Consider the following 2,337-nt stretch of genomic DNA (forward strand, 5'->3'; position numbering starts at 1 on the left):
TGTCAATGCCGCTCGAATTTTCCCCAAAAGTGCCGAAGTAAAATTCCCCAGTTTCGCCGCTCAGGCTGTCGCGGCGGGATATCCATTTTTCGGCGGCCTGCCGCGTGGCCGTGATGGTGCGTTTAGTGTCGGCGGGGTGATGGCGGCTTTTGATCGCAGATGCTCCGGCATGAGTTCGGCGTGCTGACGGAGCCGATAGCTTGATCCCTCGATTTGCACGACGACGGCATGGTGAAGCAGGCGATCGAGAAGTGCGGTCGCGACGACAGGGTCGCCGAAGACCTCGCCCCATTCGGCAAATCCGCGGTTTGAGGTAAGGATCATTGCGCCCTTTTCGTAGCGAGCATTGACGAGCTGGAAGAACAGATTGCCGCCGCCATGGACGACGGGCAGGTAGCCGATCTCGTCGACGACGAGGAGCGCCGGCCGGCAGAAGAAGCGGATGCGTTCCTGCAGGCGGCCTTCGCGTTCGGCACGCGCCAGCGCGGCGATGAGTTCGGCGAGCGTGCAGAAATAGACGCTCTTTCCAGCCTTCACGGCCTCGACGGCAAGTGCGATGGCCAGATGGCTCTTGCCAGTGCCGGGCGGGCCGAGGAAGTGGACGACCTCGCAGCGAGCGACGAAGCCGAGTTGGGCGAGCGTGAAGATTCGATCGCGGTCGAGCGAGGGCTGGAAAGAGAAGTCGAAGCCGGCGAGCGTCTTGATCGTGGCCAGGCGCCCCATGCGCAGCGCCGTCTTGATCCGACTGTTCTCGCGGAGGGTCAACTCCTCCGAGAGGAGAATGTCCATGGCTTCGAGGGCGGCGATCTCGCCTTGCTCGAGCCGGCGCACGACATGGTCCAGCGCTTCGAGCGCCCGCGGCATCTTCAGACCGACGAGGTCGTGGCGGATCCGGTCGATCGTGGATGGCGTGTTGTCGAGCGCGTTCGTCATGGACGCTGCTCCTTCGCCATCACCCGGGCAACGGCGTCGTAGAAGGCCAACGGGCGCTGAGCGACCCTGTCGCCCGAGCCATGAAGGGTGACCTCGTCGTTCCTCAGTCTTTGTCGCCGCTTGTGGACATGGATGTTGCGATGACCGGGCTCGACATGACGCTGATGCCGGCCTTCGAGAATGGGGTGGGCGGCAATCAGCGCGCCGTCCTCGAAGATGCGCACCTCTTCGGCCAGCGTATGCACCTCGACGACGCGGCGCCTGGTTGCGTCGGGCACGCTGTAGAAATTGCCGCCGACGCTGACCATGCCCTCCCGGCTGATGCGTCGCTCGAGCTTCAGGACCGATCGGAACGGAGCCAATGGCAGCGGCCGGAGCGATGCCCGCTCCTCGGCGAAAGCTTCGTTGACGACGCACCTCGTGGTGGCGTGAACCCTCGGGTTTGCGACCGTGTCCAGCCATTGACGCAACTGCGCGTTCAAGTCGTCGAGATTGCGAAAGGAGCGGGCCAGGAAGAAGTCTTCGCGGATATAGCGGAATGGCCGCTCGACCTTGCCTTTCGTTTTGGCGCGGTACGGCCGGCAAGCCTTGGGGTGGAAACCATAGTGGCGCGCGAGATCGACGAGGGCACGGTTGTAGACGATGCCGCCGGCATCGCCTTCGCCGATGACCGCCGTCTTCATACGATCATAAAGCACTTCGCGAGGGGCGCCGCCCAGCGCTTCGAATGCAGCAGCATGGCAGCGCAGAACCGTCGGCAGATCCTGATGGACGACGAAACGTGCCCAGATCAGGCGGCTGAAGCCAAGCACCATGGAGAACAGCCAGACGATTCTCGGCGTGGTCGGCTCATCGGTGAAGACGACATTGAACTGGGCGAAATCGACCTGCGCCTGCTCACCGGGCGGGGTCTCGAAGCGGACCTCGTAGCCGCGCTCGGCCGCGGCTGGACGGATGTCGCGCAGGAAGTCGGTGACAGCCGTATAGCCACCGCCATAGCCGAGTTCCTTCAGTTCCCGGAAAAGCCGGCTACCGGTGAGGCCGGGATATCGCGTGACACGTTCGCGAAGATAGCCCGTGAAGGGATCGATCACCGCCTGACGCGGCTTGCGAGGCCCGTAGGCCGGAGCCTCGAGCCCGCGCTCGATGTATTTGCGCACCGTCTTGCGGTCGATCCCGCTCTCCCTGGCGATCGCCGACACCGACAAGCCCTGCCGATGCAAATCCAGTATCATTATCATCTCCCCGATCTTGATCACCGAAAACCCTCTCCCGACCATCGGGAGAAACATCAGCGATTACGCGCCGCCGGTCTTCCGGAGCGCGCTCCGGAAGACCGGCGGCGGCGCTAAACTGGGGAAGATTCAAACGGCACTTCTGGGGAGTATTGAGCCGGCATCGACA

Annotated in this window: 2 protein-coding genes; both read right to left on the bottom strand. The window is 63.4% G+C overall.

All coding sequences use genetic code 11. The features are described 5' to 3' along the window. Nucleotides 1-60 precede the first annotated feature (60 nt). Nucleotides 61-933 carry an IS21-like element helper ATPase IstB gene (gene istB / locus FJ546_RS31015; RefSeq protein WP_140533021.1) on the bottom strand — a complete coding sequence of 291 codons (873 nt, stop codon included), beginning with the start codon at nt 931-933 and terminating at the stop codon, nt 61-63. Next, a complete protein-coding gene (gene istA, locus FJ546_RS31020) occupies nt 930-2,192 on the bottom strand; it encodes an IS21 family transposase (protein WP_140893036.1) in 1,263 nt (420 codons plus the stop codon). The genes istB and istA overlap by 4 nt, the downstream gene beginning before the upstream one ends. Nucleotides 2,193-2,337 lie beyond the last annotated feature (145 nt).

The sequence above is a fragment of the Mesorhizobium sp. B2-4-19 genome (assembly GCF_006441315.1).
In the GTDB taxonomy this organism is placed as follows: domain Bacteria; phylum Pseudomonadota; class Alphaproteobacteria; order Rhizobiales; family Rhizobiaceae; genus Mesorhizobium.

Coding starts and splice junctions, on each gene's coding strand:
- istB (WP_140533021.1), bottom strand. CDS start 933: ATGACGAACGCGCTCGACAACACGCCATCCACGATCGACCGGATCCGC.